At 63.5% G+C, this 22,141-nt stretch carries 20 protein-coding genes and 1 other RNA gene; 11 read left to right on the top strand and 10 right to left on the bottom strand.

Annotated elements, in window-relative coordinates; translation table 11 throughout:
- Positions 1-55: 55 nt before the first annotated feature.
- Positions 56-598: a c-type cytochrome gene (locus ACP15D_RS07750; RefSeq protein ID WP_424956956.1), complete on the bottom strand. Its 543-nt coding sequence runs from the start codon at positions 596-598 to the stop codon at positions 56-58.
- Between the two features lie 152 nt (positions 599-750).
- On the opposite strand from ACP15D_RS07750, the gene ACP15D_RS07745 reads away from it, so the two are divergent.
- The gene (locus tag ACP15D_RS07745; RefSeq protein WP_424956955.1) at positions 751-1,482 is read left to right on the top strand and encodes a 3-deoxy-manno-octulosonate cytidylyltransferase; all 732 of its coding nucleotides are present in this window, start codon (positions 751-753) and stop codon (positions 1,480-1,482) included.
- A gap of 86 nt (positions 1,483-1,568) precedes the next feature.
- On the opposite strand, the gene ACP15D_RS07740 is transcribed toward ACP15D_RS07745, so the two are convergent.
- From ACP15D_RS07740 to ACP15D_RS07730, 3 genes are all read right to left on the bottom strand, one after another.
- Positions 1,569-2,060, bottom strand: coding sequence for a ferritin-like domain-containing protein (locus tag ACP15D_RS07740; protein WP_424956954.1), 492 nt, complete (start codon positions 2,058-2,060; stop codon positions 1,569-1,571).
- A 105-nt stretch (positions 2,061-2,165) separates the two neighbouring features.
- Positions 2,166-2,381 carry a CsbD family protein gene (locus tag ACP15D_RS07735; protein WP_424956953.1) on the bottom strand — a complete coding sequence of 72 codons (216 nt, stop codon included), beginning with the start codon at positions 2,379-2,381 and terminating at the stop codon, positions 2,166-2,168.
- Between the two features lie 183 nt (positions 2,382-2,564).
- Positions 2,565-3,248 (bottom strand): tetratricopeptide repeat protein, encoded by a 684-nt coding sequence (locus ACP15D_RS07730; RefSeq protein ID WP_424956952.1) that lies wholly within the window; start codon positions 3,246-3,248, stop codon positions 2,565-2,567.
- 223 nt (positions 3,249-3,471) lie between these two features.
- Here ACP15D_RS07730 and ACP15D_RS07725 point away from each other — a divergent pair, with 223 nt between their 5' ends.
- A complete protein-coding gene (locus ACP15D_RS07725) occupies positions 3,472-4,374 on the top strand; it encodes a prephenate dehydratase (protein ID WP_424956951.1) in 903 nt (300 codons plus the stop codon).
- A 14-nt stretch (positions 4,375-4,388) separates the two neighbouring features.
- The gene (locus ACP15D_RS07720; RefSeq protein ID WP_424956950.1) at positions 4,389-5,138 is read left to right on the top strand and encodes an SDR family oxidoreductase; all 750 of its coding nucleotides are present in this window, start codon (positions 4,389-4,391) and stop codon (positions 5,136-5,138) included.
- Here the strand turns inward: ACP15D_RS07720 and ACP15D_RS07715 are convergent.
- A complete protein-coding gene (locus ACP15D_RS07715; RefSeq protein ID WP_424956949.1) occupies positions 5,135-7,282 on the bottom strand; it encodes an alpha/beta hydrolase in 2,148 nt (715 codons plus the stop codon). The two genes, ACP15D_RS07720 and ACP15D_RS07715, sit on opposite strands and share 4 nt — an antisense overlap.
- A 209-nt stretch (positions 7,283-7,491) precedes the next feature.
- Here ACP15D_RS07715 and ffs point away from each other — a divergent pair.
- The 6 genes from ffs to ACP15D_RS07685 all read left to right on the top strand — a co-directional run bounded on the left by ffs (position 7,492) and on the right by ACP15D_RS07685 (position 11,421).
- Positions 7,492-7,587: signal recognition particle sRNA small type (ffs, locus tag ACP15D_RS07710), an RNA gene on the top strand.
- A gap of 113 nt (positions 7,588-7,700) precedes the next feature.
- Positions 7,701-9,542, top strand: coding sequence for a DNA polymerase III subunit gamma/tau (locus ACP15D_RS07705; RefSeq protein ID WP_424956948.1), 1,842 nt, complete (start codon positions 7,701-7,703; stop codon positions 9,540-9,542).
- A 24-nt stretch (positions 9,543-9,566) separates the two neighbouring features.
- Positions 9,567-9,887, top strand: coding sequence for a YbaB/EbfC family nucleoid-associated protein (locus ACP15D_RS07700; RefSeq protein ID WP_424956947.1), 321 nt, complete (start codon positions 9,567-9,569; stop codon positions 9,885-9,887).
- Positions 9,888-9,896: 9 nt separating this feature from the next.
- Positions 9,897-10,364: a YbhB/YbcL family Raf kinase inhibitor-like protein gene (locus tag ACP15D_RS07695; protein WP_424956946.1), complete on the top strand. Its 468-nt coding sequence runs from the start codon at positions 9,897-9,899 to the stop codon at positions 10,362-10,364.
- A 16-nt stretch (positions 10,365-10,380) separates the two neighbouring features.
- Positions 10,381-11,127 carry a M15 family metallopeptidase gene (locus ACP15D_RS07690; protein WP_424956945.1) on the top strand — a complete coding sequence of 249 codons (747 nt, stop codon included), beginning with the start codon at positions 10,381-10,383 and terminating at the stop codon, positions 11,125-11,127.
- 63 nt (positions 11,128-11,190) lie between these two features.
- A complete protein-coding gene (locus ACP15D_RS07685; protein WP_424956944.1) occupies positions 11,191-11,421 on the top strand; it encodes a hypothetical protein in 231 nt (76 codons plus the stop codon).
- A 17-nt stretch (positions 11,422-11,438) separates the two neighbouring features.
- Here ACP15D_RS07685 and ACP15D_RS07680 read toward each other — a convergent pair whose 3' ends face one another.
- From ACP15D_RS07680 to ACP15D_RS07670, 3 genes are all read right to left on the bottom strand, one after another.
- Positions 11,439-12,506 carry a glycosyltransferase family 4 protein gene (locus ACP15D_RS07680; protein WP_424956943.1) on the bottom strand — a complete coding sequence of 356 codons (1,068 nt, stop codon included), beginning with the start codon at positions 12,504-12,506 and terminating at the stop codon, positions 11,439-11,441.
- A complete protein-coding gene (locus tag ACP15D_RS07675) occupies positions 12,506-13,297 on the bottom strand; it encodes a UDP-2,3-diacylglucosamine diphosphatase (protein ID WP_424956942.1) in 792 nt (263 codons plus the stop codon). The genes ACP15D_RS07680 and ACP15D_RS07675 overlap by 1 nt, the downstream gene beginning before the upstream one ends.
- Positions 13,298-13,449: 152 nt before the next feature.
- Complete coding sequence (locus tag ACP15D_RS07670; protein ID WP_424956941.1) at positions 13,450-14,307, bottom strand: transporter substrate-binding domain-containing protein; 858 nt, start codon at positions 14,305-14,307, stop codon at positions 13,450-13,452.
- Between the two features lie 170 nt (positions 14,308-14,477).
- Here ACP15D_RS07670 and ACP15D_RS07665 point away from each other — a divergent pair, with 170 nt between their 5' ends.
- The gene (locus ACP15D_RS07665; RefSeq protein WP_424956940.1) at positions 14,478-16,019 is read left to right on the top strand and encodes a glycosyltransferase; all 1,542 of its coding nucleotides are present in this window, start codon (positions 14,478-14,480) and stop codon (positions 16,017-16,019) included.
- Here the strand turns inward: ACP15D_RS07665 and ligD are convergent.
- Both ligD and ACP15D_RS07655 read right to left on the bottom strand, forming a co-directional pair.
- A complete protein-coding gene (ligD, locus tag ACP15D_RS07660) occupies positions 16,012-17,922 on the bottom strand; it encodes a DNA ligase D (RefSeq protein ID WP_424956939.1) in 1,911 nt (636 codons plus the stop codon). The genes ACP15D_RS07665 and ligD overlap by 8 nt on opposite strands.
- A 77-nt stretch (positions 17,923-17,999) precedes the next feature.
- Positions 18,000-18,401, bottom strand: coding sequence for a response regulator (locus ACP15D_RS07655; RefSeq protein WP_424956938.1), 402 nt, complete (start codon positions 18,399-18,401; stop codon positions 18,000-18,002).
- A 297-nt stretch (positions 18,402-18,698) separates the two neighbouring features.
- On the opposite strand from ACP15D_RS07655, the gene ACP15D_RS07650 reads away from it, so the two are divergent.
- Positions 18,699-22,139 carry a polysaccharide deacetylase family protein gene (locus ACP15D_RS07650; protein ID WP_424956937.1) on the top strand — a complete coding sequence of 1,147 codons (3,441 nt, stop codon included), beginning with the start codon at positions 18,699-18,701 and terminating at the stop codon, positions 22,137-22,139.
- Positions 22,140-22,141 lie beyond the last annotated feature (2 nt).

Raw genomic sequence — 22,141 nt, 5'->3', positions numbered from 1 at the left:
GGCCGCGGGGCGAGTTAACTTGCTGTCATTTTGGCGCCGGATGGCCGGAGCGCTGTTATTTCAGGGTGTTTAGGTAAGCGAGCAGGTTGCTCAGGTCGCCAGTATCGGCAACTCCGGGGAACAGCATCTTGGTGCCGGGGACGAATTCTTTGGGCTTGTGGATGAAGTGCGCAAGGTCTTCGAGCGTCCAGTCGCCGCCCTTGGCTTTCATGGCGTCGGAATAGTTAAAGCCTTCGTGGCTGGCCTTGGCGCGGCCCACGACGCCCCACAGGTTGGGGCCTACCTTGTTGGGGCCGCCGTTGTCGCCCGAATGACAGGCGGCGCACTTGCTGAAGACCTTCTGGCCCGCGGCGGCATCGCCGGACGTGGCTGCGTCAGCTACGGCCTTGGCGTCGAACGCGGGAGCGGCTGGCTCGGCCGGGGCGGCTTCGCCCTTTGCAGGCGGTGCGGCAGCTTCAGGGAGCGGCAGGACGTAGCCGGGCTTTTCCGGCGCCTTGTCATGGGCGGCCATTTCGAGCGCCGTGCGGAAGCCAACTATTACCAGCAGGGAACACAGAATGGCCCCGGCAATCTTCGACAGCTCGAAGGAATCAAGCATTCCACGGCTCCGCACCTGTTGCGTCCGGCCTCCGCCGAACAATCGGGGCGACTATAGAAATTCCGCATCGGCTTGCAACCGAGCGCGGCGACGTTCTATGTGCGTGCGCCCGGGACCAATTGCCTCGGTTCCATCATTTCAAGGTGTCTCACGTGTCCAATGTCCTGATCGTAATTCCAGCCCGCATGCAGGCCACGCGGCTGCCGGGCAAACCGATGGTGGATATCGCCGGGGCGCCGATGATCGTGCAGGTGTGGCGGCGAGCGATGGCGTCCGATGCAGGCCGCGTGGTTGTTGCAACCGATTCTGAGGATGTGGTGGCGGCGGTAAGCGCAGCCGGCGGCGAAGCGGTGATGACGCGGGCCGACCATGCGTCGGGCTCGGACCGCATCTTCGAGGCGATCAACAGCGTCGATCCGGCCGGGACCGCCGAGGTGATCGTCAACCTGCAGGGCGATCTGCCGACCCTGGAGCCGCATCTCGTTGCGGCGTGCGCGGCGCCTTTGGTGGGACCGGGGCCGGACATCGCGACGCTTGCGGCGGAGATTGTGGTCGAGGAAGAGAAGACCAATCCCAACGTCGTCAAAGTGGTGGGCTCGCCGCTCGATGTGGCCGGGCGGATGCGCGCGCTCTACTTCACGCGGGCGACAGCGCCTCACGGGGATGGCCCACTCTATCATCACATCGGCATCTACGCTTATCGGCGTGCGGCGCTGGCGCGGTTCGTTTCGCTGCCGCCTTCGCCGCTGGAGAAGCGCGAGAAGCTGGAGCAGCTGCGCGCGCTTGAAGCGGGCATGCGCATCGACGTGACTGTCGTCGATACGGTGCCGCTGGGTGTCGATACTCCTCACGACCTCGAGCGTGCGCGGCAGTTGCTGGCGTAGATGCGTTCTGCGCAGCTGGCGACGGCGCGAGCTAGCCAATTGGCATCGCTGGTCGCGCCGTCTCCAATGACTGCCGCTGCTATCGCTCAGGCGACGGCCTCGGCATTCAAGTGCGCTTCTGCAATCTTCGTCAGCTTGGAATCAGCGCCGTACTCTTCCTTCAGCGTCTTCCCGAGCAGCTTCGAGGCGGGGCCGTATCCGAGCAAGTCGGCCCAGGCGACGAGGGTACCGTAGCGCGTGATCTCGTAGTGCTCGACGGCCTGAGCCGCGGCGATCATGGCCGCGTCCTTGGTGTCAGGATCCTTGATCTCACTCATCAATTCCTGGGCTTCTTCGAGGATGCCATCGATAGCCGGGCACTTGGCTGCCTTCGGCTTGTGGTCGAGCATGGAGAAGACTTCCTGAAGCCGCGTGACGTGCTCCTTGGTCTGCTCCAGATGATCGGTGAAGGCCTTGGCGAGCTGCTTTGAATCGGAGGCCTTGATCATCTTCGGCAAGGCTTTCACGATGTGGTTCTCGGCATAGTAGATGTCCTGCAGCGTGTGCAGGAAGAGATCGCTGAGTTTTTCGATTTTCATGGGGTCGTTTCCTGTCCGTTTAGGGTGGGGCGCCGCCACGCGATAGAAGGGCCGGTTTAAGATGCCGGCCCTCGTGCGCGTGCCGATCGTCAGCAAGCTGCTGGTTTAAAGATTGCGATTGATCTCATCGGCAGCTTTGTTGGCGCCGTCCTTGACGGCTTCCTTCACATCGCCGACTGCAACCTGCGCTTTGCCCTTGAGGTTCTGCACGGAACCTTTGACTTCCAGCTCTTCCGAGCCAGTGGCCTTGCCGACGCCCTGCTTGATGTTGCCGGCAACCTGATTAGCGTAACCTTTGATCTTATCGGTCGTGCTGCCCATGACAGTGCTCCTGTGACGAATTCCGCTGCGGGGTGCGAGTAATCATCAACGTGGCACTATCGTTCGAGTTCCACCCGACTTGAAAAATGGGCCTTGGAAGCGCTTCGCGTTTCGCTCTCGGCGATGGTTGCTTCCTGGAGATGTTTTGCATTCGAGTGCTCGCATCGTCAGCTGGCGATTGCGTTATCGGCGGAACGCTTCGAGGCGTTGGCGGGTGGTTTCGTCGGTGGGGTCGATGCGCAGGGCGTTGCGGTAGTCTGCAGCGGCGCGGAACTTGTCGCCTTCAGCCTCGTAGAGTTGGCCGCGGCGCGCATAGGCCGATGCCGTTTCCGGATCCTGGTCGATGGCCTTGGTGAGGTCAGCGATGGCGCCGTCGGAGTCGCCGGCGTCGGCGCGCGCCATGCCGCGCAAGTAGACGAATGAAGGGTCTGAAGGATCGATGCGCATCGCTTCGTCGAAGTCGGCAACGCAGCGCTTGATGTCGCCCGTGCGGCAATAGGCTTCGCCGCGCTGGGCAAATGCAATGGCGTTGGCGGGGGTGATGGTGGCGGCCTCGGTGCAGTCGGCAATGGCGCGATCGAACTTTTTGCTCTGGAGGTGCGCCAGGCAGCGGTTGGCGTAAGCGGTGGCAAGCTTGTCCTTGCCGAGCTTGCCGGAGCCGATCACCGCGGTGCAGCCGGAGATGGTTTCTGCGTCGGTGCGCTCCTGGTCGGAGAAGCACCAGTCCTCGTTCTGTCCGCTTTGCGCGGGGTTGGGATTGGCGGCGGATATGATTGCGATCAGGGCGGTGAGCGCCAGTGTGCGGGGGACGATCCAGCCTTTGTCCATCATCGTCGTGTCCTCGGCCTGGCCCTGCGCCGGCATCATGCCTAGTGGACTTTAGCACCAGTTGTCCGTCGGACATCGGATTGTCTTGCCAAGGCGGGAGGGGCTTTCGGATTTTGCAGTTGCACACGAGCTGGGCTTCGCAGGCTCGGGTCAGCGGTCGCGATGGGCAGCTTGCGGTCGGCCGTCTCTAGAGGCATAGAACGGCCTCCGGTCCACATGGGGCTTTCGATATCTAGAGCCCCCACTCTCAGGCAACACCCCGATGACCAATCCTGCAAGGCCCGCCGCTGAGCGTATCGTCTATCAGGGCGAGCCGGGTGCGAACTCGCACCTCGCTTGCCGTGAAGCGTTTCCGGACATGGAGGCGGTCGCGTGCCCGACGTTCGAGGATGCGCTGCAGGCGGTGAAGGCTGGCGAAGCACGGCTGGCAATGATCCCGATCGAGAACTCGGTGGCGGGGCGCGTTGCCGACATCCATCACCTGCTGCCGGACGCCGATCTCTACATCGTCGGGGAGCACTTCCTGCGCGTGCGACACCAGTTGCTGGCGGCGCCGGGGGCTTCGCTCGAGACGGTGAAGCGCGTGCTGAGCCACACTCAGGCGCTGGGCCAGTGCCGCCGCAAGCTGATCGAATTGGGATTGAAGCCGGTGCCGGAGGCGGACACGGCCGGGTCGGCGCGCATCGTTTCGGAGGCGAAGGATCCGGCACAGGCGGCGATCGCGTCGTCGCTGGCGGCGGAAATCTATGGCCTCGAGACGCTTGCAAGCGACATCGAGGACGAGGTGCACAACACGACGCGCTTCGTCGTGCTGTCCGCTGAAGCCGACGACGCTGAGCCGGAGGATGGGCCGGTGATCACCACCTTCATCTTCCGCGTACGCAACGTGCCGGCGGCGCTCTACAAGGCGCTGGGTGGGTTTGCGACCAATGGCGTCAACATGACGAAGCTCGAAAGCTACCAGCTCGAAGGCACGTTCAACGCGACGATGTTCTACGCCGATATCGAGGGGCATCCGGCAGACCGGATGGTGCGTCTGGCGCTGGAGGAGTTGTCGTTCTTCTCATCGGAGAAGCGCGTGCTCGGCACATACCCGGCGAGCCCCTATCGCGCCGAGGCCGCGCGGCTTGCGGCTGAAGGCTTGATACCGATCCGGCGGCGCTAAATAAGGAGGGCTGCATGCAGCTCGCGGGCAAGGTTGCGATCGTTACCGGTGCGGCTTCTGGGTTCGGGCGCGGGATCGCTGAGCGATTTGTGCTGGAAGGCGCACGCGTTATTGCGGCCGACATCAACGGCGAGGGTGTGCGGGCGCTGAGCGCCGGCTTCGGCGACAAGATGCACCCGGTGCAAGTGGACGTGTCGCAGAAGGCTGATGTCGACGCGATGGTGCGGGCGGCGACGGAGGCGTTCGGCGGACTCGACATTGTCGTCAACAATGCCGGGGTCACGCATCGCAATCAGCCGTTGATGGATGTGGGCGAAGCGGAGTTCGACCGCATCTATGCCGTCAACGTGAAGTCGATCTATCTGTCGACGATCGCTGCGGTTCCGAAGTTGGAGAAGCGCGGCGGTGGCTCGATCATCAATGTGGCGTCGACGGCGGGCGTGCGGCCGCGGCCGGGCCTTACCTGGTACAACGGGTCGAAGGGCGCGGTGATCACGCTGACGAAGTCGATGGCGGCGGAACTGGCGCCGAAGAACATTCGCGTCAATGCGATCAACCCGGTGATGGGCGAGACGGGGATGCTGACGCAGTTCATGGGCATGGAGGACACGCCGGAGAACAGGGCGAAGTTCCTGGCCACCATCCCGCTCGGACGGCTATCGCGCCCGCACGACATCGCCAACGCCGCGCTGTTTCTGGCGGCGCCGGACTCATCGTTCATCACCGGCGTGGCGATGGAAGTCGACGGCGGCCGCTGCGTTTAGCGCGTGGCGCCGGTTGCGGTCGGTGGGGTGGGCGAAGGCGCCGGTCCGGCCATCGGCTCGGATGGCTGCGGGGCAAACTTGGGTATCGTCGGCGGGGGTGTTTCAGCGCCGGCTGGCTTCACAGCGTCCTTGACCGCCTCCTTTGCCCCCTCGACAGCGTCCTTGGCCTCGGCGATCGGGCCTTCGGGGAGCGTCTCCCAATACTTCTTGTTGTTCATGCCGGCGTAAGGCGTCGCGCGGAAGACCTTGCCGTCGGGATCGCGCTTGCTGGGATCGCCGGAGGGCTTGCCGGTGATGACGGTCTGGATGTCGTTGAGGATGGTTTTGTCGTCGACATAGTCGGCGTGGGTGTACGTGAAGAACTTCCAGAAGTCGTACTCGGGTGGCGTCTTGTCGACGACGTAGACGTTGCTGGCGTTGACGTGCAGCGGATCGCCCCACGGGGTATGCCCGCCGGCGCGATCGTTGAAGCCGCGCAGGAACGACGACAGCCAGAGCACCCAGTCGCCGCCGGACGTGTAGATCGTCACGCGCTGGGCGAGCTTGGCCCAGGTAAGAATCTTGGTGTTGAAGACGGCGGCGGAGACGTCAGGAGCGGCGAACACCACCTGGCCCAAGCGCAGCATGCCTTCGTCGTGGCGGCGGCTGTCGAGAATTTCGCGGATCGAGCCCATAACACGCATGAGCTGCTGGGAGCCCATGGAGTGGGCGACGACGTCGAGGGTGCGGACGTTGTTGTCGCGCAGGATGGCCGCCAGGAACGCTTGCAATGCGCCTTCGGCCTCCTCGGCGTTGTCGGCGTCCTGCAGGTAGCGCAACGACATGCGTACGCTGGGCCAGCTGAACATGTAGACGCGGCCCTTGTAGTCGGCGCCGCCGGCGATACGAGCTGCGGCCTGCATCGCCTCCTGGAAGGAGTTGTTGTAGCCGTGGATGACAAGGAGGGCGTGCGTTGCGTCCTCCGAGGCCGAAGTGTCGATGATGCGGATATAATTCTCGTTGGTGCGGTCGATGGGGTCTTCAAGCAGCTTGATGCGTGCATTGGCAGCGCGGGCTGCTCCGCGCCAGGCGCCGCGGTAGGAGCTGTCACCGCGCGAGATGCGCGGGTTCACCTGCACACAGCCGAAGGTGATCTTGTCGCTCGGGGCGTTGCCGAACATGGTGCTCATGTCGCCCTCGCGGTCGACCATCGCCCGAGTGGTGGCAAAGACGATGCGAACGCCGCCGCGGCGGGCTCGACGGGCCGAGCCGAAGACGCAGTTTTGCGTGGTCAACTCGCGCCAGCCGTTCTGGTCGTAGAAGTCAGACGCAACAATGTTGAATACGGCGCGGGCAATGAGGGCCCAGGCGATCTCGTTCTCATTGGGCGGCGTGGCGCCGGCAACTCCACCGGTGAACAGCTTGGTGACCGCCTTCTTAGATTTTTCGAGGCGGGCGGCGGCGAGTATCTCCGGCGGCGGGATGAAGTTGGCCGGTGGGCGCATGTCGAAGCGCAGATAGATACCGCGCTGACCGCCCTGATACTCGAAGTTGAGGTTGTGGAAATAGTAGCGCGAGCCCCAGCGGTTACCGGCGCCCTCGGCGATCATCTCGGAACCCGAGTTGTGGACGAACGTCAGGGTCAGGGCGCCATAAGACTGGTAGCCGCGGGCGAACGAACTGTTGGAGGATTCCCGGCCCGAGACGCGAAACACGTCGATGCCGATGCGGCTTACGGCGGGGTTCTCGTATTCCTGCCAGCTCAAGTTAGAGGGTTTTGCCTCAGGTGGCAGAAGGCCGGCAGGGAAGGTCATCTTCAGGTTGTTGACTGGGTTGACCACCTGCTTGAAGCCGATGAACGCGTAGACGGCGTCGTTGTTGTGCTTGAGGGTGTCGCACTCGGCCTCGGTGAGGAGGTCCTGGTCGGTTCCGGGGAGGGCGTTCGCAGTACGGAAGTCGGCCACGGCGGTGCGCAGCATCTTTTCGTTGGCGCGGCCGATTTCGGCACCGAGGGCGCCCGACAGAATGAGGTGGCGCTGCAGCTCCTTGTCGCGAAGCTGGATATCGAGGTCATCGCCGGCCGGGCAGGCGGCCATTGCCGGCATTGCCGCGACGATTCCCGCCAGCGCGCATACGGATGCCAATAGCGACGCAAAATGCCTCATGTGCAATCGGTCCCCCCGGAATGAATGCGCAGCCAACCTATGGTTCGGGCCCGCGGAGTGTCAAATTCGCGCTAATTCGATGTGCGGCATCTTCTTGCCGGGAACCTAGAGCGGAAAGATGACAGGCCGTAAGAAGGGTGTGGGCTTTCAAAGGGTGTGGGCGCGGGGGAGGGTTGTAACGCGGGGCGTGAGCCATCATAATCAGACGGGGAGACTGGCGGCGGACGTATCCCTCGCCAACCGGGTCAGGTCCGGAAGGAAGCAGCCCTAACGATCAGGACGCGGGTCGTTCGTCAGTCTCCTCTTTATTTCGCTCATGGGCGCTGATCGCATCGCTCTGCGATGCGGCGCCCTCCGCGGGGGCGCGGCTCGCCGCGGGTCGCCTTGCTCCCTGGCCGTTCGGGCCATAGGTAGAGACATGGCCAAGAAAAACTCCGACAATCTGGAAACGACAGGTGCTGCCGGCGCCGCGGTGGCGCCGAAGCCGTACGTTGTGCTGGCGCGCAAGTATCGGCCGCAGAGCTTCGAGGACCTGATCGGCCAGGAGGCCATGGTCCGAACGCTGCGCAACGCGTTCTCGTCCGGGCGGATCGCGCAGGCCTATATGCTCACGGGCGTGCGTGGCGTCGGAAAGACGACGACTGCGCGCATCGTGGCGCGGGCGTTGAATTACGAGACCGATACGGCAAAGGCGCCGACGTTCGATATGCCCCAGCTCGGCCGGCATTGCGCCGAGATCATGGAGAGCCGGCATCCCGACGTGCTGGAAATGGACGCCGCGTCGAATACCGGCGTCGACAACATCCGCGAGTTGATCGAGAGCGCGCGCTACAAGCCGATCTCGGCGCGGTTCAAAGTGTTCATCATCGACGAAGTTCACATGCTGTCGAAGGGCGCGTTCAACGCGCTGTTGAAGACGCTGGAAGAGCCGCCAGAGCATGTGAAGTTCATTTTCGCGACGACGGAAATCCGCAAGGTGCCGGTAACGGTGCTGTCGCGCACGCAGCGCTTCGATCTGCGGCGCGTCGACGTGCCGGAGCTGTCGGCGCATTTTGCGCGGATCGTCGGCAAGGAAGGCGCCAAGGCAGCGGACGACGCATTGGCGCTGATCGCGCGCGCGGCGGAAGGGTCGGTACGCGATGGCCTGTCGCTGCTCGATCAGGCGATCGCGATGGGCGAGGGCGCGGTGCGTGTCGAGACGGTGCGCTCGATGCTGGGTCTTGCGGATCGCGGGCGCATTTTCGACCTGCTGGAGCACGTCTTCCGCGGTGACGTGAAGGCTGCGCTGACCTCGCTCGATGAACTGCATCGCGATGGTGCCGAGCCGGTTCAATTGCTGGCTGACCTTGCCGAGGCCGTGCATGCGGCAGCGCGCGTGAAGGCGGTGGGTGCCGACGCCGGCAGCGAAGCGCTGAGCGCGGAGGAGAAGCGGCGCGCATCGGCGATTGCTGCGCAGATTTCGGTGCCGCTGTTGTCGCGCGCTTGGCAGATGCTGCTGAAGGGCGGCGAGGAGACGGGCAAGGCAGCCAATCCGCGGGCGGCGGCCGAAATGGTGCTGATCCGGCTCGCTTATACGGCCGACCTGCCGGCGCCGGATGAGCTCATTCGCATGCTTGGCGGTGAAGGTGCGCTGGCGCGCAGTGGCAAACCCGCGCCGACCGAGACGAGCGCCAGCCGTAACGCACCGCTCAATGCAGCGCCAGAGAGCCAGCCAGCCTCGCAGATGTCGGCAGTGGCGAGCGCGGCGTCGATTCCGTTCGACAGCAACGCTTATTATACAGACGACGACGGGCTCGGCTTCGATGCCGATTATGAAGCGTCCCTCGATGATCTGGCCGGAGATGGCATCGGCTCTGCGCTTGCTGATCCGCGCTCATTCGATGATGTGATCGCGATTGCGAGTGAGCGGCGCGACATGATGCTGAAGGTGCATCTGGAGGATCGTGTCAGCCTGGTGAAGTTCGACGCAGCTGCCGGGTCTATCGATATGTTCCTGCTCCCGGGAGCGCCGCCGCATATTGCCAACGAGTTGCGCGAGAAGCTGAACAGATGGACCGGCCGCAATTGGGTGGTGGTGCTGTCGAAGGCTGCGGGCGAGCGCACGCGCGGTGAAGTACGGCGCGAACGCGAGGCGGCGGAGATGGAAGCGTTGAGGTCGCACCCGGCAGTCAAAGCGGTGCTCGATCAATTTCCCGATGCAAAGATCGCGGATATTCGGCCGCTCATCAGCGCGCCGCGCGATGAGACCGGCACGGGCTGAGGCAAGCATTGGAGACATGAGCGCATGAAAGACCTGATGGGCATGATGAAGCAGGTGGGTCAGATGCAGGCCCGCGTGCAGCAGATGCAGGAGGAGCTTGCCGCGCTGGAAATCGATGGCCAGTCGGGTGGCGGCCTCGTGAAGGTCACGCTCAGCGGCAAGGGCGACATGAAGAAGGTGCGGATCGATCCGAGCCTTGCGAAGGCCGAAGAGGTGGAGATCTTAGAGGATCTCATCGTCGCGGCTGCGAGCGACGCCAAGGCTAAGCTCGATGCGACGCTGCAGTCGAAGATGCAGGAGATGGCCGGCGGTCTGCCGCTGCCTCCGGGGATGAAGCTGTTCTAGGGTGCAGCCATGTCGATGAAGATCACATCGTCCGTATTCGAGGATGGCGGAGAAATTCCGGCCAAATACACGTGTCAGGGAGCGGATGTGTCGCCGCCGCTGACGTTCGCGGGCGTGCCCGAGGATGCGAAAAGCCTGGTGTTGATCGTCGATGATCCTGATGCGCCCGATCCCAAGGCGCCAAAGATGACCTACGTGCATTGGGTGCTCTACAACCTTCCACCCGACACCAAGGGATTTGCAGAGAGCGTCGCCGAGCTTCCGGATGGCACGGGCGATGGCCTCAACGACTGGAAGCGGCCGGGCTATGGCGGCCCATGTCCTCCGATCGGGCGGCACCGCTATTTCTTCAAGCTCTATGCGCTGGACACGAAGCTCGAAGGGCTTTCATCGCCGACGAAGCCGGAGGTGCTGGAGGCGATGAAGGGGCACGTGCTGGCCGAGGCGCAGATCATAGGCACGTACGAGAAAACCTGAATAGAGAGCACAGATCATGTGCCGCTTCATAGGCGCCGGTGCGGTGCTGCTTGTCAGCTTGGCGACTGCGCACGCCGGCGATCCCCCGCGCGGCTTTGTCGATGCGTCGACCGTCATTCCCGATCTCGTCGTCGAGATGCGCTATACGACGGCGCAGAATTTCGTTGGCCGGCCGATCCCTGGCTATAAGGCGCCGCGCTGTCTGCTGACGCGTCAGGCAGCGAAAGCGTTGCAATGTGCTGCAGACGACCTGCGGCCGCGCGGCTATGTGCTGAAGGTGTACGACTGTTATCGGCCGCAGCGCGCGGTGAATGCGTTCGTCGCCTGGGGCCGCAACCTGCGGGACGAGAAGATGAAGTCCCAGTTCTATCCCGAAGTCGAGAAGCGCAACCTTTTTCGCGACAGCTATATCGCCTCGCGGTCGGGGCACAGCCGCGGGAGCACGATCGATCTCACCATTGTCCCTATCAGGCAGAAAGAGGAAGCGTCTCGCCCTACTCCGGCAGATGTACGCGCGTGCGATTCAAAGGCTGGCGTGCGCAGCGACGATGGCAGCGCGGACATGGGCACCGGGTTTGATTGTTTCTCGCTGAAGTCACATACGCTGACGGGGAAGGTCAGTCCGGCGCAGCGGGAGAACAGGCAGCTGCTGCGCAGCGCCATGCGCGGGTGCGGCTTCTACAACAATCCGAGCGAGTGGTGGCATTATACCCTGCGAGGCGAGCCCTACCCTGAGCGGTATTTCGATTTCCCCGTGGAGTAGACGGTAACCAGTCCCCATATACGCTGAAGCCGGCAAGAACGCGGAAACAGGTGAGGAACGGCAATGGCATTCGATGATGTAAAGGCGGAGCTGGGCCTCCTGCTGACGCGTATGCAGAACGAGCCGACGGACAAGCACGAGCTTTATCTTCAGCTCATGGAAAAGCTGAACGAGCTTAAGGCCTTCGGCATGCCTTTGCCGCAGGATCTCGTGGCGATGGAAAAGGCGCTGGAGGCTGAGTTTGCGGCCGAGAAGCGCGAAGCTGACGACGAACGCAAGCCAGCGCGCAGCTAGGCTGCGCTGCGGGCGCTTTAGCTCAGCGGGGGACGTGCGGCTTTTGCCAGCGGCAGCTTGCGTCTGGCAAGCATCCGCTGGGGGCCGGTAAGGCATGCGCCGGTGACATTGGCGAGGAACAGCCGCGCGGCGTGCTCCCAGCTGTACTCGGCTGCCTTGACGCTAATGACCGTGCGATCGAGCGCTAGGGCCTTGAGTGCCGCCTGACGCAGATCGGCCGAGAGCACGCCCGTCACGCCGTCAGTGACGATGTCCTGTGGCCCGCAGACGGGTAGGGCCGCAACAGCGAGCCCCGACGCCATGGCTTCGAGAAGAACCATGCCGAAAGTGTCGGTGCGACTGGGGAAGACGAAGACATCGGCGGAAGCGTAGCACTCGGCGAGCGCCTCGCCGGTCCGCTTGCCGGTGAAAATCACTTCCGGGTAGCGCGCGCGTAGTTCTTCCAGCAGCGGGCCTGAGCCGACGACCACCTTGCGGCCGGGCAACTGCAGATCAAGGAAGGCCTCAATGTTCTTTTCGGCGGCGATCCGGCCGACATAAAGGAATACCGGGCCGTCGCCGAAGTGGCGGACGGATCTCGGATGGAACAATGTCGTGTCGATACCGCGGGTCCAAGGCAGTACGCGCTCGAAGCCCTGACTTTCGAGCTCGCGCCCCAAGGATGGCGTTGCCACCATCAAGCCTGCGCCAGCGTTATGGAAGCGGCGCAGCACGCTGACGGTCCACGCGGTGGGAATGGCGAAGCGCTGGCCGAGATATTCGGGAAAGCGCGTGTGGAAGCTGGTGGTGAAGCGAATGCCGCGCGCAAGGCAGTAGCGGCGCGCCATCCAGCCGATCGGGCCTTCCGTGGCGATATGCACGGCGTCGGGCTTCACTGTCTCGAAGCAGTGCGCGACGCGGCCGAGGCCGGGTAGAGCCAACCTGATCTCAGGATAGGTGGGGCAGGGGAGTGTGCGAAACTCGTGCGGGGCGAGCACGGTCATTTCGACACCGAGGGCAGCCAGTTCGACCGACAGCCGCTCGTAAGTGCGCACCACGCCGTTCACCTGGGGGTGCCAAGCGTCCGACGCGACGAGGATGCGCATCACGCAACCTGCAGCGTTTCGGCCAGCTTAGCGGCCGTCTTCCGCTCGCGCTCTCTGACGACGTCGAGCCAGCGGATCATCTCGAAAGAGCCATCGTGCCGCTCGCCGATTGCCGTGCAGCTTTCGACCCAGTCGCCGCAGTTGAGATAGTGCACACCATCCATGTCACGCGAAGCGGCGTGGTGGATGTGGCCGCAGATGACGCCGTCGACTTCGTGGCGGCGCGCCTCATCGGACAGAGACTTCTCGAACTCACCGATGAAGTTCACGGCCGTCTTGACGCGCAGCTTCAAGTGCGCGGACAGCGACCAGTAGCCGAGGCCGAAGCGGCGGCGAATGAAGTTGAGCGGATGGTTCATCCACAGTGCCAGCTCGTAGCCGCGGTCGCCGAGGAAGGCGAGCCAGCGGGCGTAGCGCACGACGACGTCGAACTCGTCACCGTGAATGACGAGGTAGCGCTTGCCGTCGGAAGTCGTGTGAACGGCCTGATGCTCCAGCTCGATGCCACCGAAGTGCTGACCGCAGTAGGGGCGCAGGCCTTCGTCGTGGTTGCCCGGAATGAAGACGATGCGCGTGCCTTTGCGCACCTTGCGCAGAAGCTTCTGCAGGACGTCGTTTTGCGCCTGGGGCCAGATGGCCCCGCGACGGATGCGCCAGAAGTCGATGATATCGCCGACGAGGTAGATCGTGTCTGCTTCGGTTTCTCTCAGGAAATCCAGAAGCTGGTCCGCCTGCGACGCCCGGGTTCCAAGATGAACGTCCGAGATGAAAAGCGTGCGGTAGTGTCCCATACCCATCCCTTTGAGCAGCAAAGGCTCTCAGAATTCGATGGGCTCCAATGACCGGATTCAGGTTGCAGTATTGTGACAGTTGCCGTGCTGATCATACCAATACTGGTTAATCGGTGGCGCTGCTGTGACTGTGAGGCCGGAAAAGTGCCCTTTTAATACACTTTGACCGGGAAATAGCGCTCCACGAGCTCATCGAGGCGACCATTTGCCCTAAGCCGCGCGAGCGCGCCGTTGAGCAGCATCTTGATCTGTGAGTCCGTTTTGGGGACTGCGATTGCGATGCCATCGCCGAAATATTTGGGCTCGAGGTAGGCGCCGCCTTTCAATTCGCAACACCGCTTCGATGCGGTTCCGTGCAGCCAGAAGATGAGTCCGATGCCGTCGTCGAAGATGTAGTCGACCTGGCCCTGAATGAGTGCATCGCGGGCGAGGTCCGGGCTCTCGTAAGTCTTGATGGCGCTGGAGCGGAAGAAGGTGCGCAGGAATGCCTCGTGCGGCGAATTCTTGGCGACGCCGATGCGCTTGCTTTCCAGCGTCTCGGGGGTGATCTCCGTCTGCTCGCCGCCTTTGCGCGCGGCGAAGCGGCCCGGCGTCTGGAAGTAGCGGTCAGTGAAGTCGACCTCGGCCAGCGCTTGCGGGGTCACGGCATGGGCAGCGATGACGGCGTCGGCTTCGCCGCGGCGAAGCGCCAAAAGAAGCTCGCCCCACGGGCGCACCTTGATATCGCACGCGGTGTTCAGCTCGTTGCAGATGGCGCGGGCAAGGTCGACATTGAGACCGACGAGGGTGCCGTCCTCGTCGTAGAAGTTGAAGGGTGGGAAGTCGGCTTCGGTAAGAAAGCGCACGACGACGCGCTTTGAGGGTTCTTCGGCGTCGGCCTGGGCGGCGGTCGGCACGTCCTCGTCGGCTGCTTGCGCGCGTACCATCGTCGGAACGCAGACGAGGACGCTCAGCAGGGTGAAGACGGCGAGCGCCAGCTGGCTGAGGCGGGACGCTGAACTCTGAATCACGAGGCTTAGGAGCCTTGGGCTCGGGATAGCAGGGATGTCAGGGTTCATCTGGTGCATGGAGCTGCCTGGGGGCCGGTCGAATCCGCGAAGCGGGTGAGCGAAACTCGCCACTATGGGCAAAGCCTACACTATGGCAAGATCAACGTCGGCCCACCGGGGGGAGGGCCTGCGTGAAGAGTACATCGGCAGTCAAAGCACGTGCGCAGGCGCGTGCATCGCATGATATCGGCGCCGCGCCGGCAGAAGTGAGGCGGCTTACAGTCGACAGGCGGCTGGACGAGGCCGTCGGTGGGCTGCGCGCGCGCAGTCCAGAGCTTTCGGCGGCGACGGGACTGTGGCCCTGGCAGCGGCGGGCGCTGATAGGCGGCGCCGCCGTTCTGATCGCAGGACTGGTGCTGGCGCCCGAAACAGCGCTGGTCGTGCTGCTGGCCATCCTTGCCGTGCCCTTCCTGTGCGTGGTGCTGCTGCGGGTAATCGCGCTTTGGCAGCTGCGAGCACCGGCGGCCGGTCGGTCCTCGGTCGTCGGTGGGGCTGGCGATGAGGAGCAGCTCCCGGTCTACAGCGTGCTGGTGCCGCTCTACCGGGAGGCCGCCGTCGTTCCGGGCCTGCTCGCGGCTTTGCGCGCGCTCGACTACCCGAAGGACCGGCTGGACGTGATGCTGATCGTCGAGGCGGTCGATGCGGAGACGATAGCTGCCTTGCGCGGGGCAGAGATCGATGCCCACATGCGCATCCTCGAGGTTCCCGATGGGGCGCCGCGCACAAAGCCGCGGGCGATCCAGTATGCGTTGCAAATCGCGCGCGGCGATTATGTCGTCGTCTATGATGCGGAGGACGAGCCTGAGCCCGATCAGTTGCGACGCGCTTTGACAGCGTTGCGCGCGGGCGGTGACAGCATTGGTTGCCTGCAGGCGCAGCTCAACATCTACAACTCGGATGCGAGCTGGTTCACGCGGCAGTTTACCGTCGAATACACGGTGTTGTTCGATTGCATCCTGCCGGCGCTGGAGCGGCTGCGGCTGCCGGTGCCTTTAGGTGGAACGTCGAACCACTTTCCGCGGAAGGTGCTGGACGCCGTGGGCGGCTGGGACCCTTACAACGTGACAGAGGATGCCGACCTCGGCATCCGTCTGGCGCGCCAGGGATGGCATGTCGGCGTGCTGCCTTCGACGACATGGGAGGAGGCGCCGCTTACGTTCCGCAACTGGAAGGGACAGCGGACGCGCTGGCTGAAAGGGTGGATGCAGACGTACCTCGTGCACATGCGCCGTCCGCGGCTGCTGTGGCGGGAGCTCGGCGCGCGGCGATTCATCGGCTTTCAAGTGCTGATGGCGGGGATGATCTTGTCATCGCTGGTGCACCCCTGGTTCTACGTGCTGATCGCAGCAGACCTCTGGCACGGGCGGCTGCTGGCGGTGCCTGATGGCGTGTTCGGGCAATGGTTGCTCGGTATCGGCATCGTCAATCTGGTGCTGGGCTACATCAGCGCGATTGCGCTGGGGACCGTGGCGGCGGCGCGGCGTGGCAGGCTGCGGCTTGCAGCGCATGCGCTGATGATGCCGGTCTATTGGCTGGGTATCTCGTTTGCCGCCTATCGGGCGCTATGGCAGCTCGTCACGGCGCCGTTCCATTGGGAGAAGACTGAGCACGGTATCAGTGTGAGCCGCGACGACGCCGCGGCGGCAGTGCAGGCAGCTGCTTCGGCTAGGTGAAAAACTTGAGCGCTTGGCGCGAGATCTTCTGGCGCAGCTTCTGATAGTCGGCCCAGGGGTCGGTCTTGCGTTTTATGCGCTGGAGCACGGACGGGATGGTGAAGACGTTGGCCGCTTCGATGCGCGACAGTTCCGTCCATGCGACCGGCGTCGCAACGCTGGCTTCGGGCTTTGCGCGCGGTGAATAAGGGGCAACGGCTGTGGCGCCGCGCTCGTTGCGCAGCCAGTCGATGAAGATGCGGCCGCGTCGCTTGGCTTTCGACATGGTAGCGACGAAGCGTTCGGGCTCGGTTTCGGCAAGCTTCTCGGCAACGCCGCGGGCGAAGCTTTTTACTGTGTCCCAATCCTGCTTGCCATCGAGCGGCACAATGACGTGAATGCCTTTGCCGCCGGTGATCAGCGCGTAGCTTTCGAGGTCGGCAGCTTGCAACAGGCGGCGGACATCGCGTGCTGCATCGCGCACGCCTGAGAAGTCGACGCTGGGATCAGGGTCGAGATCGAAGATGAGGCGCTCGGGGTGATCGACATTGCCTACGCGCGCACCCCAGGGGTGGATTTCGAGACCACCGATCTGGGCGATGGCGACGAGACCTGCCGCATCGTCGATCATCAGGTATTCGGCCTTGTCGCCGTCATTCTCGACGATGGTCACGGGCTTGAGCGCCGCGGGCATGCCCTTCTTATGGTGCTTCTGGAAAAAGCGCGGGCCGGTGTCGCCCCCGGGGCAGCGCACGAGGCTGATCGGGCGGTTGCCGGCGTAGGGCAACATGCGCGGGCTGACGGCGAGGAAATATTCGGCGAGATCGAGCTTGGTCAATCCCGCGCCGCTGAAGAGCACGCGCTCGGGATTGGTCAGACGGACGCCGGCAACGTCGTCGGGGTCGGCATTCTTACCCATGGTCACCACCGCTTGCGCTTGAACTTGCCGCGCGGGCTTGTCGCTTCTGAGGCCGAGGTATGCGGGATGGCGCAGGATGCCGTCGCGCGTGCGCTCGGTGAAGGCGATCTGCGCGACGAGACGCGGTTCCACCCATTCTGCATCGCGAGAGATGGCGCGCGGTGCATCGACAAAAGGGCTGGTCTTGCGCCGCAGTTTTGCGAACCGCCGGCTCAAGTCGTCCAATGTGTCGGCGTTGAAGCCGGTTCCGACGCGGCCGCGATAGTGGAGCTTATCGCCGACGAACTCGCCGATGAGGAGGGATGCGAACGGCCGGTCGCTCTTGTCAGAGCGGCGATAGCCACCGATGACGAATTCCTCGTTGCCGACGCATTTGGTTTTCAGCCAGCTCATAGAACGGCGGGAGACGTAGGGTTTGTCGGCTTCCTTGGAGATGATGCCTTCAAGACCGAGGCGGCAGGCCTCGGCGAACACGTGGTTGCCGTCGCCGACGAATTCATCGCTGTAGCGGATGGCTTCAGGTGGGTTCTTCAAGAGCTTGCGGAGGATGGCCTTGCGCTCTCTGAGCGGCTCGGGGCGCAGGTCGCGGCCGTCGATCTCGAGCAGATCGAATACGTAATAGGTGAGCGGCGTGCCGTTGCTCTTTAGAGATTGCTGCAAGAGCTGGAAGCTGGTGCGGCCGTCCGCGTCGATGGCGACGATCTCGCCGTCGAGAAGCGCGCTCTTGACCTTCAGCTTGCGGAGGGCGTCGGCGATGCCCTGGAACTTGTCGGTCCAATCCTGCCCGGACCGGGTGTAGACGCGGCAGCGGCCGTCACCCACCGCGGAGATGGCGCGGTAGCCGTCGTACTTGATCTCGTGCCACCAGTCCTTGCCGCCGGGAGGCGCGGAGACGAGGGTTGCCAGTTCGGGGGCGACGAATTCGGGAAGGGGGACGGTGCTGCGGACATGGCTGCGCTTCGGCGCGACGGTGAGCGCGGCTCGGCGCGACTTTGTGCGTGCCATTGGCGCGACCCTCTCAAACGGCCTCAGCCCTGGCTAATCAGTCGCATGCGCCAGTAAAGTTGAGTTTAAAAGTGCGGTTACGCCAATCCGGGGTCGGGGAGTGTAAAGCGTGGATCAGCAACTTCGCGGACGAGCCGCAGAAGAGTGGCCGCGCGGACCGGCTTGGTGATGAAGCGCACGCCGCCAGGCAGGTGATCTTGAGGCTCCAGCACGCCGGAGACGAGAATCACCCCGGTGTTTGGGAAGCTTTCGCGCACGCGGCGGGCCAGCTCGAAGCCGTTGACGCCGCCGGGCATGGAGACATCGCTGACGATGGCGCACAGGTTGCCAGCTGAAAGGTGCGCCAGGGCCTCATCTCCAGTTGCCGCGTCGATTACCTCGAAGCCGGACTGACCAAGGATGTCAGAGACGTAGAGACGCACGAGCGGTTCGTCTTCGACGACGAGAACGGCAGCGGGGCGTTTTGCTATCGGGTTCATGCGATGCTCAACGGTGAGTGAACTCAGTACGTTCCACGCTCAAAAAGTGGGCGCTGGCTGTGCCTATTTCCTCCCCCTGCGTCGAGGCGCCGCTTGTTGGCAGAGGCTGCAGTCGCCGCGCGCATCGAGGCAGAATTAATGGCGGCTGAACAAACAGTTAGTGGGAACTTTGCTCAAAGCCAAGCTTACGGAACCGTATGTTTCAGGCGGTTGCAGGCGCTGTTATTCGTCGCGGCCGGATTGCGCAGATAACAGACGACGAGAGCGGTGCACGAGCACCGGTGACTTGTCCCGCTCATGAGATTTCCGAACGTGCAACGCCACCACATCTTCTTCGATCCCACGCGGCGCCGTTCGCGGGCGATCGGCATCTTAGGCTGGAGCTTCTCGATCGTGAGCACGATCGTGCTCGGTCTTTTCATCGCCAGTATCTTCTTTTTGCAGGGCGATGCCGTGCTGCCGATCGATCCGCCGCACAAGCGGACCGGCATTGCAGTTGCGAACGACATCGCCAAGCGTCGCGAATTGTTGCCGGCGGCGCGGCGGCTGGCCGACGCTGCACGCTCGCGCGTTCGGGGCGCCAACTGGCGTCGTTCGACCATGCCGAAAGTGTCGGAGCAGCAATTGCAGTCCGCACGGGCTCGCTCGGGCGCCAGACCGCTTGCGATCGGCTTCTATGTGACTTGGGACGACAGCAGCTTCGCCTCGCTCGAGACGGCGATCTCTAAGCTCGATTGGGTGGTGCCAAGTTGGCTGGAGCTGACTGGCCCCGATATGGAGCTTAAGACCGGGGTGGATTATCGCTCGGTCGAATTGATTGCAAAGCAGAAGACGCGGCCGAGCGTGCTGCCGATGCTGCAGAACGCCAGCGACGGTAATTGGGACGGACCGGGGCTTGCCCGCATGCTGGCGGATCCGGAGGTGCGCAAGGAGCGCATCTCGCAGTTCGTCAGGTTCCTGAAGGCGAACAATGCGCGGGGCCTCGTCGTCGACTTCGAGGAGGTGCCGAAGGACGCGCAGCGCAACTATGTGACGTTCCTGCGCGAGATGCGGTCTGCCTTCGCGCCGTATGGGTGGCTTGTGACGGTCGCCGCGCCGTTCGATGACGCCGACTGGCCTTATCGCAGTTATGCTGCGGCAACCGACTATCAGATCCTGATGGCGTACGATGAGCACTTCGAGGAGGGCTCCGCCGGCGCGATCGCCTCGCAGCCGTGGTACGTCGACAAGCTCACGCAGCGCATGCGTGAGCTGGACCCAGCCAAGACGATTATCGCCATCGGCAACTATGCCTACGATTGGTCGGGCAAGGGTCCTGCCGACGACATGACGTTCCAGGCAAGCATGTTGTCGTCGAAGGAGTCGGAAGCGCCGATCACTTTCGATGCGCAGACGCTCAATCCGCACTTTGAGTATCGCGAGGACGACGGCAGCACGCATCAGGTGTGGTTCCTAGATGCGGTGACGGCGCACAATCAGATGCGTGCGGCTGATGTGTTCCGCCCGAAGGGATATGCGCTGTGGCGGCTCGGCTCGGAGGATCCATCGATCTGGTCGCTGTTCGGGCGCCCCTACGATCAGCCGGTTCCGGAGGCGCTGACGACAATCGTGCCGGGCAGCGACGTCGATATCGAAGGCGACGGAGAAATCCTGAACATCGCGGCCGAGCCGACCAATGGCGCGCGGACGATCCAGACCGACCGCACGGGGCGGCTGATCACGGCCGAGACCTTCACGAAGATTCCGACGTCGTACGTCATTCGCAGGTCCGGCTGGAAGCCGGGCAAGGTGGCGCTGACTTTCGACGACGGCCCGAGTGCGGAGTGGACGCCGAAGATCCTCGATATTCTCAAGGAGAAGGGCGTCAAGGCGACGTTTTTCATCGTGGGTGAAAACGGGGAAACCAACCCGCGGTTGGTGCAGCGGATTCTCGCCGAGGGGCATGAGATCGGCAATCACACGTTCACGCACCCCAACATCGCGCAGGCTTCCAGCGAGGGTGCGCGGCTGGAGTTGAACGCGACGCAGCGGCTGGTGCAGGCGCTGACGGGGCGGTCGATCCGGTTATTCAGGCCGCCGTTCTTTGGCGATGCAGAGCCGACGACGCCGGAAGAGATCAAAGCGGTGCAACTGGCGCAGTCGCTGGGTTATGCGACAGTGGGGCTGCGGGTCGATCCTGACGATTGGGCGGGGCCTTCGGCGGACACCATCGTCAGCCGCATTGCGCAGCGCATGACCGACATCAACCCGGAGACACGCGGACAGGTGATCCTGCTGCATGATGCGGGTGGCAATCGCTCACAGACCGTCGCCGCACTGCCGCGCATCATCGACGGGTTGCGCGCGAAGGGGCTCGACTTCGTTCCGGTATCGCAGCTGGCAGGCTGGTCGTATGACCAGGTGATGCCGCCGGTTCCGCCGGAGGATCGCTCGGTGCTGGTCAACTGGTACGTGTTTCTGACGGCAAGCTGGCTGCAGGCGACGATGCATGCGCTATTCCTTCTGGCCATCGGACTGGGACTAGCGCGCCTCGTTGCGCTGTGCGGTCTCGCCGTTTGGAGCCGGGTGAAGCCGATGCCGGTGCCGCCAATTGCGAGCAGCGACGACAAGCTAGTGTCGGTGCTCATTCCCGCGTTCAACGAGGCGAAGGTGATTTCCGGGTCGGTGGCGCGCATTCTCGACAGCGCGCACGCGAAGATCCAGGTGATCGTCATCGACGATGGATCGAGCGACGGGACCAGCGAGGTGGTGCGCGCGCAGTTCGCCAGTGACCCGCGCGTTACGCTGCTGACGCTGTCGAACGGCGGCAAGGCACGTGCAATCAATGCGGGTCTCGCCATCGCCAAGGGCGAGATCATTGTTGCGCTCGATGCGGATACGCACTTCGAGCCCGAAACGATCGCACGCCTGACGCGGTGGTTTGGCGATGAGAAGATCGGTGCAGTTGCGGGCAATGCGAAAGTGGGCAATCGCATCAACGTTATCACCCGCTGGCAGGCACTGGAGTACATCTCGGCCCAGAACCTGGAGCGGCGTGCACTGGCGGCGCTCGATACGATCACTGTGGTGCCCGGAGCGGTCGGCGCGTGGCGGCGCTCGGTGTTGATGGAATTGGGTGGCTTCCCCACGGACACGCTGGCCGAGGATCAGGATCTCACCATTGCAGTGCAGAAGGCCGGATATCGCGCAATCTTCGATGCCGATGCGGTGGCGTGGACGGAGGCGCCCGATACGGTCGCCGGTCTCGCGAAGCAGCGGTTCCGCTGGTCGTTCGGTACGCTGCAATGCCTGTGGAAGCATGCCGACATCACGCTGCGTCCGCGCTATGGCGCGTTGGGGCTGGTGGCGCTGCCGCAGGCGTGGCTGTTCCAGATACTGCTCGGTCTCGTATCGCCGTTCGTCGATCTGCTTATGATCATGCAGATCTTCGCTGTTGCCACCGACTACATGCAGCACGGCGATCAGTTCGACGCGACGCACCTGAAGATGACGCTGATCTACTATGCGATCTTCATCGTCGTCGATCTGATGACGGCGGTTGTGGCGTTCATGTTCGAGAAGCAGGAGAACTGGCGCCTTTTGTGGTGGCTGGCGCTGCAGCGCTTCGGGTATCGCCAGCTGCTCTATTACGTGCTGACCAAGTCGGTCATGAAAGCGGCGAAGGGACACTTCGTTGGCTGGGGCAAGCTCGATCGCAAGGCGACAGTGAACCTCGATACGGCAACGCGCACGTCGTAGCG

Source organism: Hyphomicrobium sp. 1Nfss2.1 (assembly GCF_965243865.1).
GTDB lineage: Bacteria > Pseudomonadota > Alphaproteobacteria > Rhizobiales > Hyphomicrobiaceae > Hyphomicrobium_A.
The sequence above is the reverse complement of the archived record's forward strand: the minus strand, read 5'-3'. Positions and strand labels throughout refer to the sequence as shown.

Excerpts from the sequence above, each read along its gene's own strand:
- ACP15D_RS07680 (WP_424956943.1), bottom strand. The coding sequence starts at position 12,506 with ATGCGCATCCTCGTCGCGTCGGACGCTTGGCACCCCCAGGTGAACGGC.
- ACP15D_RS07715 (WP_424956949.1), bottom strand. The coding sequence starts at position 7,282 with ATGAGGCATTTTGCGTCGCTATTGGCATCCGTATGCGCGCTGGCGGGA.
- ACP15D_RS07650 (WP_424956937.1), top strand. The coding sequence starts at position 18,699 with ATGAGATTTCCGAACGTGCAACGCCACCACATCTTCTTCGATCCCACG.
- ACP15D_RS07725 (WP_424956951.1), top strand. The coding sequence starts at position 3,472 with ATGACCAATCCTGCAAGGCCCGCCGCTGAGCGTATCGTCTATCAGGGC.
- ACP15D_RS07750 (WP_424956956.1), bottom strand. The coding sequence starts at position 598 with ATGCTTGATTCCTTCGAGCTGTCGAAGATTGCCGGGGCCATTCTGTGT.
- ligD (WP_424956939.1), bottom strand. The coding sequence starts at position 17,922 with ATGGCACGCACAAAGTCGCGCCGAGCCGCGCTCACCGTCGCGCCGAAG.
- ACP15D_RS07700 (WP_424956947.1), top strand. The coding sequence starts at position 9,567 with ATGAAAGACCTGATGGGCATGATGAAGCAGGTGGGTCAGATGCAGGCC.
- ACP15D_RS07720 (WP_424956950.1), top strand. The coding sequence starts at position 4,389 with ATGCAGCTCGCGGGCAAGGTTGCGATCGTTACCGGTGCGGCTTCTGGG.
- ACP15D_RS07705 (WP_424956948.1), top strand. The coding sequence starts at position 7,701 with ATGGCCAAGAAAAACTCCGACAATCTGGAAACGACAGGTGCTGCCGGC.
- ACP15D_RS07655 (WP_424956938.1), bottom strand. The coding sequence starts at position 18,401 with ATGAACCCGATAGCAAAACGCCCCGCTGCCGTTCTCGTCGTCGAAGAC.
- ACP15D_RS07695 (WP_424956946.1), top strand. The coding sequence starts at position 9,897 with ATGTCGATGAAGATCACATCGTCCGTATTCGAGGATGGCGGAGAAATT.
- ACP15D_RS07740 (WP_424956954.1), bottom strand. The coding sequence starts at position 2,060 with ATGAAAATCGAAAAACTCAGCGATCTCTTCCTGCACACGCTGCAGGAC.
- ACP15D_RS07675 (WP_424956942.1), bottom strand. The coding sequence starts at position 13,297 with ATGGGACACTACCGCACGCTTTTCATCTCGGACGTTCATCTTGGAACC.
- ACP15D_RS07685 (WP_424956944.1), top strand. The coding sequence starts at position 11,191 with ATGGCATTCGATGATGTAAAGGCGGAGCTGGGCCTCCTGCTGACGCGT.
- ACP15D_RS07730 (WP_424956952.1), bottom strand. The coding sequence starts at position 3,248 with ATGATGCCGGCGCAGGGCCAGGCCGAGGACACGACGATGATGGACAAA.
- ACP15D_RS07735 (WP_424956953.1), bottom strand. The coding sequence starts at position 2,381 with ATGGGCAGCACGACCGATAAGATCAAAGGTTACGCTAATCAGGTTGCC.
- ACP15D_RS07690 (WP_424956945.1), top strand. The coding sequence starts at position 10,381 with ATGTGCCGCTTCATAGGCGCCGGTGCGGTGCTGCTTGTCAGCTTGGCG.